This is a genomic window from Aquirufa sp. Wall-65K1, assembly GCF_054558475.1.
Window position 1 is genome coordinate 262,422 of the sequence record NZ_JBPXKD010000001.1, and the last position, 17,334, is coordinate 279,755.

General features: G+C 35.1%; 19 protein-coding genes. 8 read left to right on the forward strand and 11 right to left on the reverse strand.

All coding sequences use genetic code 11. The features are described 5' to 3' along the window. Nucleotides 1-3 precede the first annotated feature (3 nt). The 8 genes from groL to ACST15_RS01220 all read right to left on the reverse strand — a co-directional run bounded on the left by groL (nt 4) and on the right by ACST15_RS01220 (nt 6,895). Nucleotides 4-1,635 carry a chaperonin GroEL gene (gene groL, locus ACST15_RS01185; protein ID WP_109322938.1) on the reverse strand — a complete coding sequence of 544 codons (1,632 nt, stop codon included), beginning with the start codon at nt 1,633-1,635 and terminating at the stop codon, nt 4-6. A gap of 46 nt (nt 1,636-1,681) precedes the next feature. Beyond that, nucleotides 1,682-1,960 (reverse strand): co-chaperone GroES, encoded by a 279-nt coding sequence (locus tag ACST15_RS01190; protein ID WP_109322939.1) that lies wholly within the window; start codon nt 1,958-1,960, stop codon nt 1,682-1,684. 134 nt (nt 1,961-2,094) lie between these two features. Next, on the reverse strand, nt 2,095-2,421 hold the full coding sequence (gene secG / locus ACST15_RS01195) for a preprotein translocase subunit SecG (protein WP_459452827.1): 327 nt from the start codon (nt 2,419-2,421) through the stop codon (nt 2,095-2,097). 7 nt (nt 2,422-2,428) lie between these two features. Continuing rightward, on the reverse strand, nt 2,429-2,971 hold the full coding sequence (locus ACST15_RS01200; protein ID WP_459452828.1) for a hypothetical protein: 543 nt from the start codon (nt 2,969-2,971) through the stop codon (nt 2,429-2,431). A 3-nt stretch (nt 2,972-2,974) separates the two neighbouring features. Continuing rightward, the gene (locus ACST15_RS01205) at nt 2,975-3,481 is read right to left on the reverse strand and encodes an LptE family protein (protein ID WP_459452829.1); all 507 of its coding nucleotides are present in this window, start codon (nt 3,479-3,481) and stop codon (nt 2,975-2,977) included. Beyond that, nucleotides 3,459-4,769: a sigma-54 interaction domain-containing protein gene (locus ACST15_RS01210; RefSeq protein WP_459452830.1), complete on the reverse strand. Its 1,311-nt coding sequence runs from the start codon at nt 4,767-4,769 to the stop codon at nt 3,459-3,461. The genes ACST15_RS01205 and ACST15_RS01210 overlap by 23 nt, the downstream gene beginning before the upstream one ends. 1 nt (nt 4,770) lies before the next feature. Then, entirely contained in the window at nt 4,771-6,189 is a 1,419-nt protein-coding gene (miaB, locus tag ACST15_RS01215; RefSeq protein ID WP_459452831.1) for a tRNA (N6-isopentenyl adenosine(37)-C2)-methylthiotransferase MiaB, read from the reverse strand. 52 nt (nt 6,190-6,241) lie between these two features. After that, complete coding sequence (locus tag ACST15_RS01220) at nt 6,242-6,895, reverse strand: ABC transporter ATP-binding protein (protein ID WP_459452832.1); 654 nt, start codon at nt 6,893-6,895, stop codon at nt 6,242-6,244. 95 nt (nt 6,896-6,990) lie between these two features. On the opposite strand from ACST15_RS01220, the gene sucC reads away from it, so the two are divergent. Genes sucC through ACST15_RS01245 form a run of 5 tightly spaced genes read left to right on the forward strand, consistent with a single transcriptional unit; the run spans nt 6,991 to nt 11,077 of the window. Then, nucleotides 6,991-8,181: an ADP-forming succinate--CoA ligase subunit beta gene (gene sucC / locus ACST15_RS01225; RefSeq protein ID WP_459452833.1), complete on the forward strand. Its 1,191-nt coding sequence runs from the start codon at nt 6,991-6,993 to the stop codon at nt 8,179-8,181. 9 nt (nt 8,182-8,190) lie between these two features. Beyond that, nucleotides 8,191-8,802 (forward strand): fumarylacetoacetate hydrolase family protein, encoded by a 612-nt coding sequence (locus tag ACST15_RS01230; protein WP_459452834.1) that lies wholly within the window; start codon nt 8,191-8,193, stop codon nt 8,800-8,802. Between the two features lies 1 nt (nt 8,803). Then, entirely contained in the window at nt 8,804-9,250 is a 447-nt protein-coding gene (bcp, locus tag ACST15_RS01235; RefSeq protein WP_459452835.1) for a thioredoxin-dependent thiol peroxidase, read from the forward strand. Nucleotides 9,251-9,259: 9 nt separating this feature from the next. Next, nucleotides 9,260-10,117 carry a transketolase gene (locus tag ACST15_RS01240; protein ID WP_459452836.1) on the forward strand — a complete coding sequence of 286 codons (858 nt, stop codon included), beginning with the start codon at nt 9,260-9,262 and terminating at the stop codon, nt 10,115-10,117. 9 nt (nt 10,118-10,126) lie between these two features. After that, nucleotides 10,127-11,077, forward strand: a complete 951-nt coding sequence (locus ACST15_RS01245) for a transketolase family protein (protein ID WP_459452837.1) — start codon at nt 10,127-10,129, stop codon at nt 11,075-11,077. A 1-nt stretch (nt 11,078) separates the two neighbouring features. On the opposite strand, the gene tamL is transcribed toward ACST15_RS01245, so the two are convergent. Beyond that, a complete protein-coding gene (gene tamL, locus ACST15_RS01250; RefSeq protein WP_459452838.1) occupies nt 11,079-13,361 on the reverse strand; it encodes a translocation and assembly module lipoprotein TamL in 2,283 nt (760 codons plus the stop codon). A gap of 3 nt (nt 13,362-13,364) precedes the next feature. Between tamL and ACST15_RS01255 the strand changes: the two genes are divergently transcribed. Continuing rightward, a complete protein-coding gene (locus ACST15_RS01255) occupies nt 13,365-14,093 on the forward strand; it encodes a TrmH family RNA methyltransferase (RefSeq protein ID WP_459453232.1) in 729 nt (242 codons plus the stop codon). Here ACST15_RS01255 and ACST15_RS01260 read toward each other — a convergent pair. Together ACST15_RS01260 and ACST15_RS01265 are read right to left on the reverse strand one after the other, a co-directional pair. Then, complete coding sequence (locus tag ACST15_RS01260; RefSeq protein WP_459452839.1) at nt 14,090-14,827, reverse strand: queuosine precursor transporter; 738 nt, start codon at nt 14,825-14,827, stop codon at nt 14,090-14,092. The two genes, ACST15_RS01255 and ACST15_RS01260, sit on opposite strands and share 4 nt — an antisense overlap. Continuing rightward, on the reverse strand, nt 14,824-16,035 hold the full coding sequence (locus tag ACST15_RS01265; protein ID WP_459452840.1) for a pyridoxal phosphate-dependent aminotransferase: 1,212 nt from the start codon (nt 16,033-16,035) through the stop codon (nt 14,824-14,826). Before ACST15_RS01265 ends, ACST15_RS01260 begins: the two co-directional genes overlap by 4 nt. Nucleotides 16,036-16,400: 365 nt before the next feature. Between ACST15_RS01265 and ACST15_RS01270 the strand changes: the two genes are divergently transcribed. Continuing rightward, nucleotides 16,401-16,790 carry a hypothetical protein gene (locus ACST15_RS01270; RefSeq protein WP_459452841.1) on the forward strand — a complete coding sequence of 130 codons (390 nt, stop codon included), beginning with the start codon at nt 16,401-16,403 and terminating at the stop codon, nt 16,788-16,790. Between the two features lies 1 nt (nt 16,791). Continuing rightward, entirely contained in the window at nt 16,792-17,334 is a 543-nt protein-coding gene (locus ACST15_RS01275) for a hypothetical protein (protein ID WP_459452842.1), read from the forward strand.

Consider the following 17,334-nt stretch of genomic DNA (forward strand, 5'->3'; position numbering starts at 1 on the left):
AAATTACATCATGCCGCCCATTCCGCCGCCACCTGGTCCGTGACCATGTGCAGGTTCAGCTGCTGGTTTATCAGCAATAACGCATTCTGTAGTTAATAATAATCCTGCGATAGATGCAGCATTTTCTAAAGCTAAACGAGTCACTTTCGTTGGGTCAATAATACCCGCAGCAATCATATTTTCATATTTATCTTCGCGTGCATTGTATCCGAAGTCATCCTTACCTGCTTTAACAGCATTGATAACAACCGAACCTTCACCACCTGCGTTAGAAACAATAGTACGCAATGGAGATTCTACCGCTTGACGAATGATATTGATACCTGTATTTTGGTCTTCGTTCTCACCAGTAAGCGTATCTAAAGCACTAATAGCACGAATTAAGGCTACACCTCCACCAGCTACAATACCTTCTTCTACAGCAGCTCTAGTAGCATGCAAAGCATCATCTACGCGGTCTTTCTTCTCTTTCATCTCCACTTCCGTAGCAGCACCAATGTAAAGGATAGCCACACCACCAGAAAGCTTAGCTAAACGCTCTTGTAATTTCTCACGATCATAATCTGAAGTCGTGTTTTCAATTTGAGCTTTGATTTGGTTAACACGATTTTCGATATCATCTTTAGAACCATTTCCATTAACAACAGTAGTGTTGTCTTTGTCAATGATTACCTTCTCAGCTTGTCCAAGGTATTCCAAAGTAGCATTTTCTAATTTGAAACCTCTTTCTTCAGCGATAACAGTACCACCTGTTAAGATAGCAATGTCTTCTAACATAGCTTTTCTACGATCACCAAAACCTGGAGCTTTTACAGCAGCTACTTTCAGCGCACCGCGGATTTTATTAACTACCAAAGTAGCCAATGCCTCACCATCCACATCTTCAGAAATGATTAACAAAGGACGACCAGTTTGAGCTACTGCTTCCAATACAGGAAGTAATTCTTTCATAGAAGATACTTTCTTCTCAGAAATTAAAATGAAAGGTTTTTCTAATTCAACCTCCATTTTGTCTGTATTAGTTACAAAGTAGGCAGATAAATATCCACGATCGAATTGCATACCCTCTACTGTTTTTACTTCAGTTTCAGTACCACGCGCCTCTTCAACAGTAATTACGCCTTCACGACCAACTTTCTCCATGGCTGAAGAAATCATTTGACCGATTTCAACATCGTTATTCGCTGAAATAGTTGCCACTTGTGCAATCTCAGTAGAAGTAGTGATAGGACGAGATTGAGTTCTCAAGTTTCCTACGATAGCTTCAACCGCCTTTTCGATACCACGCTTCAAATCCATTGGGTTAGCACCTGCAGCTACGTTTTTAGAACCAATCGTGTAAATAGATTGAGCCAATACCGTTGCCGTAGTAGTACCATCTCCAGCTTGGTCAGCCGTTTTAGATGCTACTTCCTTCACCAATTGAGCACCCATGTTTTCAACAGCGTCCTCTAATTCAATTTCTTTTGCTACAGATACACCATCTTTGGTAATAGAAGGAGATCCGAATTTTTTATCAATGATAACATTACGTCCCTTAGGTCCTAATGTTACTTTTACGGCGTTTGCAAGGGTATCAACCCCTCTTTTCATTTTTTCTCTCGCCTCGGTGTCAAAATATAGTTCTTTTGCCATTTTGTTAAATAAATTTTACTGGTTGAAATATTTTAAAGTATGAAAACTATAAAACTGCAAAAATGTCAGATTCACGCATGATTAAATAATCTTTACCGTCAATAGTAATTTCGGTTCCAGAATATTTACCATACAAAACAGAATCACCTACATTGACAGTGATAGGCTCATCTTTTTTGCCATTTCCTACGGCAACAATCGTTCCTTTTTGTGGTTTCTCTTTAGCAGTATCTGGAATAATGATACCAAAAGCAGTTTTTTCTTCAGCTTGAGCAGGCTCAACAACAACCCGATCTGCTAAGGGCTTGATACTTAATTTTGACATAATAATATAGATTTTAAGTTATTAACATATAAAAAGTCCTTATCATCTAAGGACTTTCCATTTATCAGCATGATGTGTGCCAAAAAATATAAGCTGTAAAATTGTCAGTATGTCGACAATTCTTGTCAGTATACTTATTTTGCTGGTGCAGCAGGGCTAGGAGCAGGGGCAGCTGGTAAAGTTTTACCGGCAGCTTTTTCTACGTTAACTGACTGTGTAGCATCGGTAGTACCTGAGGATAGAGTAAAATTGGTCAATAAAACTAATACCAAAATACCAATTGAAAATCCCCAAGTTAATTGTTCTACTAAATCACCTGTTTTTTGAACACCAAACATTTGAGTGGCACCTGCAGATGAAAACTCCCCACTAATACCACCACCTTTTGGATTTTGAACCAAAATCAAGATGATTAAAAGTGCAGAAAATAATACTATAAGTGAAATTAATACGGTGAACATTGTTTATTTAATTTAATTTATGTTTCAATTCGGAAATTCGAGCTGCAAAGTAAGGGCTTTTTTCAGGTTTAATCAAACTTAATTTTTCATACATCTCAATCGCTCTTTCGTATTTCTCTTGTCTTTCGAGAATTTTGGCAAAAGTTTCTGAAATAGGGGTGGCATTTTTTAGTTCTGCTAAATCCAATATGTCAGTATCTGTATCATTTGAATTCTTTTTAGGACGAGCAATGCTAGGTAGATTTTGTAAAAAGTCATCGATTACTTGTAATTGCTCCTTGACATCTGGTATGGCCGTTTTAAAATTATCTTTTTCAAAATAAGGAGAAGCCAATTCCTCTATGTCAAAAATGGATTCAAAATATTGCTTTCTCGAAGAAGACATTAAGGCAATTTTCTTTTGGTGATTAGGATTGAATTTTTCATTCCAAAACAATAAATAAAAATAGGGGAATGCTTCTTTATCCCCATCAAATGAATGCTGAAGACTCGAATTGCTTCGATCAATTTTATTTAAGAGAAACCATAAATCCTGTGCCTTATTTTCCATCGCTTACCAATCTCCCGCTATTTTGTTAAATAAATCTAAGATTATTTGATCCAATAGTTTGGGAATCAATGTCTTTTCAACTTGATTCAGAGTCTGATTCTGAGGAAAGTCCTGATAAAATGAAAACTCTTGATCGAAATTTTTATTCTCATCCAAACGATTGGTCAATCTAAATTGAATTCTTAATGTTAATCGGTTTAATCCGGCCTTATCATCAGAAGTAGGTGCTTGAGGACTTAATTCATAGCCTACAATAGTTCCTTCTAGTAATAAATCGGGTGCTTGACTGGTTAATTTTAATGAAGTATTTCGTTGAAAATATTCCTTTAAACGCTCATTTACATCCAAACTTAAATTGGCAGGACCACCGGCCGTTTCCATGCGAATGTTACTTATTTGAATCGTTTTAAGTTCTGGAGAAAGACTAGCTCCTTTGAAACTATAACATCCACTCAATAAAGGCACGCAACATAGTATCCAAGCCAATTTAGGCAATATCTTCCAAATCATATTGTTTAATTTTTCGATATAAGGTTCTTTCTGAAATCCCTAAATCTTTAGCCGCATATTTACGCTTATTTCTATTTTTCTTCAAAGCACGAATAATAATTTCCTTTTCTTGCTTCTCCAAAGATAAAGTTACATCCTGTACTTGCGCACTGACATCTTCGAAATTAACATCTTCCTCTAGTGTGGAATTACTAATAGGATGTATTTCAATGGGGTTAGGACTTACTTCAACCGCACTTGGGGTAGAAGGAAGCGCTAAATTCTTTTGTAGGTCAGTAAATTCAGGTTTGATGTCTTCAAAAATAGACATATTGTTTGAAATAATATCGTAGGCATTAGCATTGCCAGATTCAATAACTTTCAACAATATTTTTTTTAATTCAGTGACGTCTCTTTTTAAATCAAATAGAATTTTATAAAGAATTTCTCTTTCATTAATTCCTTCCGGACTGGTAAAAAAGTCTCCTTTAATCACCGAAGAGTTGATTTTAGGCTCATTAAATTCCAAATAATACTGAAGCTTGGAATCATCTACAATCCGATCACCGACCTCTAATACAGAAATTTGTTCAGCTAGATTTTTCAACTGTCTAATATTTCCAGGAAAACGCTGTTTTTGGAGTAAATCCTTTGCCTCTCGAGTTAGCATAATTGGTTTCACTCGGTGCAATTCAGAAAAATCTGTGGTGAATTTCCTAAACAACAATTCAATATCGTCGCCACGCTCTCTTAAAGGTGGCACGTAGATAGGCACAGTACAAAGTCTATAATATAAATCTTCTCTAAATTTACCGCTGGAAATAGCATCCTGAAGGTTAACGTTGGTGGCAGCTACCACACGTGTGTTGGTTCGTTGTACTTTAGAAGAACCCACTCGATAAAATTCACCATTTTCTAAGACACGCAACAACCTAGCTTGTGTACCTAAAGGCATTTCAGCTATTTCATCTAAAAAAATAGTGCCTCCATCAGTTACCTCAAAATAACCCTTTCTAGCTTCAATGGCACCTGTAAATGAACCTTTTTCATGACCAAACAATTCTGAATCAATAGTCCCCTCTGGGATGGCTCCACAGTTAACAGCAATGAATTGACCATGTTTTCTTTTCGACAAGGAATGAATAATTTTTGAAAATGATTCTTTTCCTGATCCACTTTCACCCGTGATTAATACCGTCATATCCGTTGGAGCTACTTGCTCAGCAACAGAAATGGCTCTTAATAGGGCAGAGGAGTTTCCTATTATCCCAAAACGGGCTTTGATCGCATTCAGATGATTTGATTCCATATTAATTGATTAATTCACCTAATAGGGTTCCTGAGGTACAATGAGTAATTTTAACATCCACAAATTTCCCTTTCATTTCTTCTTTTTTTGGAAAAACAACCACTTTATTGTTATCAGTTCTTCCAAAATGATGAGCAGCTGATTTTTTTGAATCACCTTCTACCAAAACACGTTGAATGGTCCCTAACATCAATTGATTTCTATAAGCAGAGTGGATTCTTTGTAAATCAATGATTTCTTGTAACCTTCTTTTTTTTATTTCTTCAGGAACATCATCGACCAATTTCTTTTCCGCCGGCGTTCCTGGTCTTTCTGAATAGGAAAACATATAACCAAAGTCATATTTTACCTCTTCTAATAAACTTAAAGTATCTTGATGCTCTTCTTCGGTTTCAGAACAGAAACCGGCAATTAAGTCATGTGATATACCACATGATTCACCTAAAATTCGCTTTATAGCTTTAATTCGATCCAAATACCATTCGCGGGTATAGGTACGGTTCATTAATTCTAAAATTCTATTATTTCCACTTTGCGCCGGAAGATGAATATTTTTACAAATATTATCATAGGCTGCCATGGTATGTAATACCTCGTCAGTAATGTCTTTGGGATGCGAGGTAGAGAACCTAACGCGGAGTTCAGGGGTTAATTGAGCTACTTTTTCTAATAGTTGAGCAAAGTTAATGGTCTCTTTTGTATCAGGATTTTGCCAGTGATAGGAATCTACATTTTGCCCCAAAAGTGTTACTTCTCGATAGCCAGAATCAAATAAATTGGAGCATTCTTTCAAAATTGAATGTAAATCCCTAGATCTTTCTCGCCCTCTAGTATAAGGAACCACACAAAATGAACACATATTGTTACATCCACGCATGATGCTAACTAATGCCGTTACTCCATTGGTATGTAGTCTTACAGGTTCAATATTACCATAGGTTTCTTCTCTGGATAAAAATACATTAACTGCTTTATTGCCATCCTCAATTTCCTCTAATAAACGAGGGAGATCTCGATATGCATCAGGCCCTGCCACTAAATCAACTATTTTTTCTTCCTCTAGTAATTTTGTTTTTAAACGCTCCGCCATACACCCTAAAATACCCACTGTTAGATGAGGATTCTTAGCCTTTAGTGGTTTAAAACTTTGTAAACGATGACGGATTTTCTGTTCCGCGTTTTCACGAATGGCACAGGTATTTAATAAAATAGTATCAGCTTCTTGAATATTAGACGTTGTAGAATAACCTTGTTCCATTAAAATGGACGTCACCACTTCTGAATCAGCAAAATTCATTTGACAGCCATAGCTCTCTAAATAGATTTTTTTCGAATAATCCGTCTGCTGCTGGCTGGGTGAAATTCTTGGTTCATCCAATCCTTTTATCTCCTCTGGTGAGAGTACTTTTAAATCTTGCATGAATTAATAATTGAATTAATTCACAAATTTATGACATTTTGTCAGACAATGCCTATTGAATCTTGCCAGAATTTAAAATAATTACCTGATCTGATTGATAGGTAAGGGCTTCGTTATGCGTAACCATGATAATACGTTGATTCCAATCCTGCTTTAATTCTAAAAACAAATCATAGAGATTCTCAGCATTATTTTTATCCAGATTTCCCGTTGGTTCATCTGCCAATAACAGGCTCGGGCGATTGATCAAGGCTCTTGCCACAGCTACCCGTTGCTGTTCTCCACCTGAAATTTGTCCTGGAAATTTTTTTAATATAGAAGTGATCCCCAATTTTTGAACAATCTTTTGATAGAACTCTTCATCCTCTTCAGTCAATTGTCCACCTCGAATGTAAAGAGGGAATTTTATGTTTTCTTCACAGGTGAATTCACCTAACAAATGGTGAAATTGAAATACGAATCCCATTTTTTTGTTTCGGAAGAAACTTTGTTCTTGTTCATTTAAACTAGTATATGAAATTCCATCTAAGTAGATTTCACCTGAATTGTAGTTTGTAAGTAAACCAATGATTTGAAGTAAGGTACTTTTACCTGAGCCAGAAGGACCTAAAATGGAAATTAATTCATTGTTGTTGATGGTAAAAGATATGTTGTCCAGAATTAATTGAGTCCCATAGGATTTGGAAATATTTTTTAATTCTAACATTTTTTTGTCTTTTTTTTAGAAAATACGTTTGATACAATAAGATTTTAAAAGTTTGGCAAATAAATAGTAATTTCACGAAATAAAAATTTTGATAAATGAATATTCACGAATACCAAGCAAAAGAAATTTTAAAAAGTTACGGGGTAAGGATTCAAGAGGGTATTGTTGTTGACAAGTTAGAAGATGCTACTTCAGCAGCTGAAGCTTTAAAGGCACAAACTGGCACAGGTTGGTTTGTAGTTAAGGCTCAGATTCATGCGGGTGGTCGTGGAAAAGGGGGAGGAGTAAAACTTGCCAAGAACATGGATGAAGTAAAAGAGCGCGTTTCTCAAATTTTGGGAATGCAATTAATTACACACCAAACAGGTCCTGAAGGTAAAAAGGTAAACAAGGTTTTAATTAGTGAGGATGTATACTATCCTGGCGATTCAGAACCTAAGGAATACTATTTATCGATTTTATTAGATCGTGGACGTGCATGCAATGTTATCATGGCATCTACAGAAGGTGGAATGGATATAGAGGAGGTTGCTGAGCATAGTCCTGAAAAAATCATTAAAGAGTGGATTGACCCACGTGTAGGTTTACAAGATTTTCAAGCACGTAAAATTGCTTTTATGTTAGGCTTAAGTGGTCAAGCATTAAAAGAAATGGTGAAATTTATTCAATCGCTTTACAAAGCGTATGTGGAAACAGATTCTTCCATGTTTGAAATTAACCCGGTGCTAAAGACCTCTGATGATAAAATTTTAGCAGTTGATGCTAAGGTTAATTTAGATGATAATGCTTTGTATCGTCATAAGGATTTAGCTGTATTGCGCGATATTTCTGAAGAAGATCCTTTGGAAGTTGAAGCATCTGAAAATGATTTAAACTACGTTAAATTAGACGGAAACGTTGGCTGTATGGTTAACGGTGCTGGTTTAGCCATGGCGACCATGGATATTATTAAATTATCTGGTGGTGAGCCCGCTAACTTCCTTGACGTAGGGGGTGGAGCGAATGCCAAAACTGTAGAAGCTGGTTTCCGCATCATTTTACAAGATCCGAATGTAAAAGCCATTTTGATTAACATTTTTGGTGGTATAGTACGTTGTGACCGTGTTGCCAATGGTGTGGTTGAAGCATATAAAAATATAGGAGAAATCAATGTGCCTATCATTGTACGTTTACAAGGTACTAATGCAGAAGAAGGTGCTGCCATTATCAATAATTCAGGCTTGAAAGTATTTTCGGCGGTATTATTAAAAGATGCAGCAAAATTGGTTTCAGAAGTATTGAAATAATTTTTTCACATGAAAATTATCTGTGTAGGAAGAAATTATGTAGATCATATCAAGGAATTATCTAACGAGAAACCGAAGGATCCTGTCATATTTCTTAAGCCAGACACGGCGCTATTAGATCAAAACTCGGATTTTTATTATCCGAGTTTTTCACAAGATGTCCACCATGAAATCGAATTGGTATTTCGTATTTCTAAAGTGGGCAAGAATATTGAATCCAAATTTGCCTACAAGTACATTGATGGCATTGGTTTAGGCATTGATTTTACAGCACGTGATTTACAAGCTAAACTAAAAGAAAAGGGCTTACCTTGGGAGAAATCCAAAGCTTTTAATGGTTCTGCCTTTGTTTCAGCTATTCGTCCATTGAGAGAAGGAGAATTAGAGCAATCTATCCCTTTCCGATTGGACATCAATGGTAGTACAGTGCAATCAGGTGAAAGCAATCTGATGATTTGGAATATTAGTGAATTAATTGCCGATATTTCTCAATATTTTACTCTTAAAACAGGTGATTACATCTTTACTGGAACACCTGCTGGGGTAGGGCCTGTGAAAATAGGAGACAAATTGAGAGGCTTCTTGTATGACGAAAAAATATTTGATTTAAACATCTCTTAATATGAGTTTACAAATAGGTGAATCAGCTCCTGCATTCAGCATGATCGATTCTGATGGTAATTTAGTTGATTTAGCAGCCTTAAAAGGGACAAAAGTAGTTTTATATTTTTATCCAAAAGATGACACTCCAGGATGTACTGCCCAAGCATGTAATTTAAATGAAAATTTAGATTATTTATCCTCTAAAGGATACCGCGTGATTGGTGTTAGTGTTGATTCTAATGCTGCACATACTAAGTTTAAGAAAAAGTATCAGTTAAATTTTTCTCTTTTAGCAGATACTGAGCATGAATTAGTCAATAAATATGGAGTTTGGGTAGAAAAGTCTATGTATGGCAAATCTTACATGGGAACAGCCAGAACTACTTTTTTAATTGATGAAAACGGAATTATTACAGATATTATAGCCAAGGTGGATACCAAAAATCATACGTCACAGATCCACTAATATATTTTTATGCAAACACAAGAATTAAAAAATGTAGCTAGCCAAGTACGTCGAGATATTCTTCGTCAGGTTCATGCTTGTCAGTCAGGCCACCCTGGTGGGTCATTAGGTTGTACAGATTTATTGGTAGGATTATATTTTAATGCCATGAAATTGGCTCAAGATGCCAATGGAAATGTTGTTTTCAATATGTCAGGTAATCAAGAAGATGTCTTTTACCTTTCCAATGGACATATTTCTCCCGTTATGTACAGTGTTTTAGCTAGAAGAGGTTATTTTCCTGTAAAAGAACTGGCTACATTCAGACAATTAAATTCTAGATTGCAAGGTCATCCAACCCCACATGAACATTTAGAAGGAATTAGAATTGCTTCAGGTTCCTTAGGACAAGGTTTAAGTGTGGCCATAGGTACTGCTCAGGCTAAAAAATTATCCAATGACACTTCAACGGTTTATTGCTTGATGGGAGATGGGGAACAAAATGAAGGTCAAGTTTGGGAAGCAGCCATGTATGCCCCACATCATAAAGTGGATAATCTAATCGCTTTTATTGATGAAAATGGTCAACAGATTGACGGACCTACTGAGAAAGTCATGAGTAACCGTGATTTAGAAGCAAAATATAAGGCTTTTGGTTGGCAGGTATTGCGCATGGATGGTAATGACATGGAAGAGGTTATCAATACCTTGGCGCATGCTAAATCATTATTAGGTCAAGGATCTCCAATCATGATATTGATGAAAACTGAAATGGGAGCAGGGGTTGATTTTATGATGGGCAGTCATAAATGGCACGGAGTGGCTCCAAATGATCAGCAATTAGCTGATGCATTGGCACAATTAAATGAAACTTTAGGCGACTATTAATAATTTACAATGAAGTTTACTTACGAAACAAAAAAAGATACTCGTTCAGGCTTTGGAGCTGGAATGGAATATTTAAGTCAAAACAATCCTAAGGTTGTGGCTTTATGTGCCGATTTAATTGGCTCTTTAAAATTGGAAGCTTTTATTAAAAATAGTCCAGAGCGTTTTTTCCAAACAGGAATTGCTGAAGCTAACATGATTGGTATTTCAGCTGGTTTAGCTATTGGTGGATACATTCCTTTTGCTACTACATTTGCCAATTTCGGAACGGGTCGTGTATATGATCAAATTCGTCAGTCGGTAGCCTATTCAGGTAAAAATGTTAAAATTTGCTGTTCACATGCAGGTCTAACACTAGGAGAGGATGGTGCTACTCACCAAATATTAGAGGATATCGGCTTAATGAAGATGTTGCCAGGTATGGTTGTTATTAATCCTTGTGATTACAATCAGACAAAAGCAGCTACTATCGCCATTGCAGAATATGAAGGTCCTGTTTATTTACGTTTTGGCCGTCCAGTGGTGCCAGTATTTACTCCTGAAGATCAAAAATTTGAAATTGGTAAAGCCATTCATCTAATCGAAGGAACTGACGTAACTATTCTAGCTACTGGACACCTTGTCTGGGAAGCTATTCAGGCAGCTGAAATTCTAGAAGAAAAAGGTATAAAAGCTGATGTCTTGAACTTACATACCATTAAGCCTTTAGATACAGCAGCTATTTTAGCCTCTATAAGTAAAACAGGTTGTGTGGTAACGGCTGAAGAACATCAAATAAATGGTGGTTTAGGTGATTCTGTTGCACAATTTTTATCTCAAAATCACCCTACACCTCAAGAATTTGTAGGGGTAAATGATTCTTTTGGTGAATCAGGTAAGCCTGCTGATCTAATGGAAAAATATGGTTTAAATGCGGCGGCTATTGTGGAGAAATCCATCAAAGCAATTGCAAGAAAATAAATTAAAAAGGATAACCAATTCCTATATTGAATTCAATTGGGTTTTCTCCACTGCTGAACGAAGTCTTGGAGAGAACCCATTTTTCATTTAGGGGTTTTGCTGGATTGATTACTTTGGTGGCTAAATCTAATCTTAATAGAAAATACGAGAAATCCCATCGTAATCCAAAACCTGTACCCACCGCTATTTGATTATAAAAATTATCTAAGGCAAAGTATCCATCTTTTTCACCTTTAGAATTGGCAAAAGTCCAGATATTTCCTGCGTCAATAAAGAATGCACCATTCATAGTACCAAACAACTGGAACATCCTAAAACGGTATTCTACTGAAGATTCCAATAAAATACTACCTGGTTGTTCAATTAAATTACTAATGGCATTATAGGCACCTGGACCTAATCGACGAGGTTTCCATGCGCGTAAACTACTAGGGCCACCAATGAAGAAGTTTTTCTCATAGGGTAATTGAAAATCATTTTCTTCTCCATATGAATACGCTAATCCACCGATGAATTTAAAGGCTAATTGGGATTTTCGATTCATGCCTAACATCTTATATTTCCTGTAGTCGAAATTAAATCGTACAAATCGATAAAATTGAATATTTTGATTACTACCCAAGATATTTTCAATAAAAGCAATTCTCTTGGATCCAATTAAGTTCAAAGTACTTCCTCCAGATTCAAGCCCCAATTGAAAGGATTCTCCAGTTTGTAATTCATTACTGGGTAAGAAACTGCGGTAGGCATAAGTAAAATGTATACTGGAGACAAAACTAGGATTAAAACTTCGGTACAAATTGTTTCCTTGTAAGCGTAATTCCTCCAAATAACTTTTAAAGGCACTTGCAGTGGAGGTTTCTGGATAATTGGTGTTTAATATATTGAGGTCTACCAAAGAAAATTGAAAAGTTTTAAAAGGGGATTTTCGCCATTGATATCGCTGAAATATTTTAAAATTAGTTCTTAAATATTCCGGTCGATTGATATAGTCATAGCCAAAGCCAATTTGCGTTTGTGAAGCATACAATGGTCCCAATTGTTGTTTTATATTGCTTGGTAAAAACAATCTAGGGAAATTCAATGTGGTACTAAGATTAACTTCTAGGTTTTTTCTTGCCTGATCAGTATTGATGAATCCTGCCTGAGCTTCAAAACCTATGCGCGCGGAAAAATCTAAATAATCCAAACTAGAAAAGACGCGTCGAACTTTAAATGAATTAGTTAGAAAGGGACCTGGAATTCCTCGAAAAACACTTCCACCTAATTCAGATGAGAAATTAAACTTTTCATTGGGAACTAATTCTACTTTAGGAAATACACGGGTAGAGGAGGTATCAAATTTGATAGAAACTGATTTAAATTGATCAGATGCATAGATATTTTGAAGGCTTTGATTTAATTGATCTACGGAATATAAATCACCCTCCTTAAAGGTAACCAGTCTACTTAGTGCAGTTGTATTTAAAATGCCCAAATTACTGGAATCAGTATATTGATTGTTGACAAAACTAGCCTTTCCAAAACGAAATAAGCGATCATATTGGCGATTGGTGTTGACTTCTTTAAAATCTGGTATTTTATATATAATCCCCACCCGTAATAAGCTAGAATCCTGTAAGTCATTGAGCTTTAAGCCTACAGCTTCATTGGAAAAATAAAAATAACCCTGATTCTTTAAATAATGGGTAATATTTTCTTTCTCCTTTTTTAATAAATCAAGGTTTAGTCGATCATTATTAGAAATAACACTTTCATTGGCATAATAGGCATCAATTTTCTTTCCTAACTGAGGATTGTCTACTAAAAATGAATCTTTTTTAGAAAAGGTGCTGAGGGCATTTTCATCAATGTGAAAAGTTACGTTGACCAATTTTTCGGATTTTTTAATCGTATCAACATCCAAAGTGACTCGATTTCTTAAAAAACCATTATTTCGATAATATTTATATATGGCCTCTTTGGTAACTTCTATATAGGCTTTATTTAAGCTAGGATTGGGGGTATTGAAAAATTGTATAAAGGCGGGAGATTTACCTAAAGAATCCTTTAATTTCCTTTTAACTTCAAAATATCCATATACTTTCGGTGAAAATATTCTAGCGTAGGATTCCTTTAAACCAAGTATATTTGTTCTTAAATCTTCTTTCGAGATTAACTTATTACCTTGAATGTCGATTCGGTTTACTTTGTACTCCGAAAATTTGAATTGGCGATAACCCGTGCAGGAATAAAATAGTGCCTGAGTGAGTATTAATCCAATAAGTATATTTCTAGATTTCAAATGATGCTAACGAATAAACAAATAAAGTTAATTAATTCTCTACATTCTAAAAAAGGACGATCAGAGAACGAACTATTTTTGGTGGAAGGAGAGAAAGGTATACAAGAAGTAATGGATTCTGATTTTAAGGTAGAATTTCTAGTAGTTAACGTCGAATATCAACATCTATTTTCTAATACATCGATTCCTATATATTTTGTACCTAAAGAGGATATAACCAAGTTAAGTACCTTAACCATTAATCAATTCGGATTAGCGGTAGTTCAAAGTAAATCAGCTCTTAAATTCAATACATTAGATGATATTGTATTGGTTTTAGATGGTGTTAGGGACCCAGGAAATTTAGGTACCATCATTCGGATATGTGATTGGTATGGTGTGAAACAAATCGTTTGTTCTAATGATTGTACAGAGTTTTACAATCCAAAGGTTATTTCGGCCACAATGGGTTCATTTAAACGGGTAAAATGCATTTATGTAGATTTACTGGAATTCTTTAGATCTCATCCTAATCATAAGGTAATTGCTGCGGATTTATCTGGGGAAAATCTACATCACTTCCAATTCCCTAACAAAGCTTTTATTGTGATGGGAAGTGAATCGCATGGTATTAGACCAGAAATTAGTGCAAGTATTCAGCAAAAAATCACAATTCCTCGCTTTGGCGAAGCAGAATCTCTAAATGTGGCTATTTCGACAGGTATTATATTAGACCAACTAAGACGATTTTAATCTTTTTCAGGTCGTAAATATAATTCAATGAAGTAGTGTGCCAAGTATAGCATTGGAGTAAAAAGAATGGCTATAATGAATTTGTAGAGGTAATTATTGAATGATACATTCATCCACTGACCAAAACTCCAATTTCCAAAGAAATAAAAGGCGATTCCAATAACTAATACACTATCAATCAACTGAGAGATTAGGGTAGATCCTGTTGCTCTCAGCCAAATGTGTTTTTGGCCTGTTCTGGATTTAATTTTTTCAAATACTAAGGCATCCAGCATTTGACTAACTAAAAAGGCAGTCAATGAACCTGTTATAATGCCTAAACCTTGCCTGAATATTCTAGCAAATGAATCATTGATATTAAATCCATTGGAATTGTTTACTTGTAGCCAGAAATCGGCTGGAACTAATAATGTGGCCCAATAGATAATTAGGAATGAATAAGCAATAAATAGGGCAGTCGTATAGGATATGAAACGAACTCCTTTTTTTCCAAAATAATCATTGATTATATCAGACGTAATAAATACAATTGGCCAATTTAATGCACCAGCCGTTTGATTAAAATCCCACTTGTCACCCCAAGGAGTTAATAATCCCAATGGGGAGAAACCTAAAGATTTTTCTATGCTGACAATTTTAACTCCAATAATCTCGGCTATAATAGCATTGGTTAAAAATATTCCGAATAGGAAAATAAATAACTTTTGTTTTCGAGAAAATTGGTTAAAAATCATCTTCTATAATTGTCAAAATGCAAGGCAATCTTATCTAATGCTAAAGAAAGCTGCTCTACATGAGGTAAAAACACAATCCTAAAATGATCTCTTTGTTTGAAATTAAAGCCTCGGCCAGCTACCACAAGGATTTTTTGCTCTTCCAATAAAGACATCACAAAGTGTTCATCATCCTCAAAGGTGAATTTGCCTAAATCGATTTTGGGAAAGAGGTATAATGCCCCTTTAGGTTTGACACAAGAAACACCATCAATGGCATTTAATTTTTCGTAAGCTAATTGCATTTGTTTATACAACCTACCACCCGGTGCAACTAAATCATTAATGGATTGATAACCACCCAAAGCAGTTTGAATGCCAAATTGAGTAATTACATTGGCGCATAAACGAGTACTAAACAAAAAATTAAGTCCTTCAATGTATGATTTGGCTTTATGTTTTGCACCTGTTAATATCATCCATCCACCACGAAATCCGGCAGCCCGGTAGTTTTTAGATAAGCCACCCATGGTAACAATTAAGATTTCGTCACTTAATCCTGCGGCGGAATAGTGTTCATGTTGATCAAACAAAATCTTATCATATATTTCATCAGAAAATAGGATTAACTTATGTTTAATCGCCAATTGAACAATTTTATCTACTGTATCTTTAGAGTAAACAGCGCCTGTAGGATTATTAGGGTTAATCAAAACAATGGCTCTGCACTTATCTGTAATTTTAGCTTCCATGTCAGCTAAATCGGGCTGCCAATCTGAAGTTTCATCACATACATAATGTATGGAATTACCACCAGCTAAGCCTACTACGGTAGTCCATAATGGATAATCAGGCGATGGAATTAAAACTTCATCATCAGGGTTCAATAATGCCATCATGACCAAAGAAATTAATTCACTAACCCCATTTCCTATATAAATATCTTCAATTAGGATATTTTTGACGCCCTTGTTCTGGTAATATTGCATAACTGCCTTTCGGGCAGCAAATAAACCTCGAGAATCAGTATATCCTTGTGCATTACGGATATTAACAATGATATCATGAACTATTTCATCGGGTGTTTCAAAACCAAATGCAGCAGGATTGCCTATATTGAGGGAAGTAATTTTATAACCCTGATTCTGAAGTGCCAAAGCTTTGTCATAAACAGGCCCCCTGATTTCATACTTCAAATGCTCTAACCTGCTACTTTTTAATATATCCATTGAAAAAAAATAAGAATTGTAAAAATAGTAATTTACTTTTGAATTGTTTTTAAGCACACTCAATGAATTTCACCCAGCTTTTTATCATTCTATTGAGTTTATTTTCAAGTATTTACCTATTAATACTATGGAAGTATTGGCGTAATTCACGAGGTATTTTTCGCATTTCGGGAATATTTATTTTTAAATTATTGGCTAGGTTAAGTATATTTCTGCTCTTTTTCTGGCTATTCATATACTTTTTGGAACCTTCCAATACTTCAATCTCCTTATCAGAACCGGTCAAAGTAAGTTATTGGGTACCTGAAAATTATACTCAATCAAAAGACCGCTGGCAAGAAGCCCAAAATTTAATAAGTGAAGATTTGAAAAGGAACACGGCAGCCTTTGTATCCTTGGAAATAATTTCTGCTCAATTGGACGCTAAAGAGACTTTGATTCCCAATACTCCCATCGAATCCTTTTTAGGTTTAATAGAAAATCCTGAAGTATTGAATTTTCATCACCATGCTGAAATGAAAAGAAACAAAACAGAGGGTAGGGGGAATCAGGTTTTTAGACCCATTAGCAAAAAGGTCCAAATTGGAAAGGATAGTAAAGAATTCATCTTAAGTAATCAAGAAACATCTTATTTTACTTTTCTTAGCTCGAATAATTGGACTGAATTAGTCGATATGAAGGTATATTTATTAATTTTGTTATTGATTTTAATCACAACGGATTTACTCTTTATTCTGCATATAATTAAGATATAGTTTGTTTACATCTTATTTGTACATTTTCTTGTTGATTTATCAAGGCTTATTCTCCAATAGAGCGAGCGTATACAATAAAGACATACAACAGGTTAATTATTTAATCAAAAACAAACGAAATGCAGAAGCATTGTATTGGATTAAAAAAGCTAAGGGTAAAGATATTTTCATCAACAAAGAATTAGAGAAAACGCAGGCTTTATTAAATATTCGCTTGAATCAAACGGTAGAAAACAGGATTCGTTTTTCTAGTACAGATTCAAATGAATTATTAATTCAGGCTGCTATATTAGAAAAACAAGGGAATATTGACCAGGCTATTACTTTGATTGAAAATGGAATTAAAGAAAACCCAGTTTCAGATACCCTCATTAAACAATTTGAAATTTATGCCTACAAATGGAGGAAGCTACTTCCCATTTTAAAAATGGCTAAGCAAAATCAATTGTTGCAAGAACAACAAAATATGAATCGGGTAAATACCAAGGAAGCCTTGGGTTTATTGGATTTAATGAAAAAGAAGGAACGAATTTTAACATATTAA